The organism is Lactiplantibacillus garii, assembly GCF_003885105.1.
GTDB classification, from domain to species: domain Bacteria; phylum Bacillota; class Bacilli; order Lactobacillales; family Lactobacillaceae; genus Lactiplantibacillus; species Lactiplantibacillus garii.
The window spans coordinates 1-348 of sequence record NZ_QWZQ01000141.1 but is presented as its reverse complement, the minus strand read 5'-3'; the positions used below and the strand labels follow the sequence as shown (position 1 = coordinate 348).

Annotated in this window: 1 pseudogene; it reads right to left on the bottom strand. The window is 31.9% G+C overall.

Annotated features, from left to right (window positions below):
• Positions 1 to 209, bottom strand: a pseudogene (locus tag D1831_RS14770) (LTA synthase family protein); the annotation flags it as partial.
• Between the last annotated feature and the right edge of the window lie 139 nt (positions 210 to 348).

Here is a 348-nt window from a genome sequence, read left to right as displayed (position 1 = left end):
CTTTTTTGTATTGTTTTTTGATATTTTAACCTTTGTTTTCCAGTAGAATCAGTACTTTTAAAAGTTTTAAATCCCATTTTTTTATAAACAATTGGTCGACTATAAAATTGAGCGTTATACGTATGAATGGCATTCTTATTTTTAAAAAGATCCGTTACGGCATCCGTTTTTTGTTGTCCCGGTACTAATTGAGTAAAGGGTGTTGACATGGTTGGTTCAAAAAATTCATTGCTAAACTAGTGTCCGCCATATATTCCATATTTGCAGTTCCACCACCGTACCCAGAACTGAGCATTAATCCAGAGGTAGTTTTTGATTTAATTTTTCTAACATTTTTAATTGGATCAC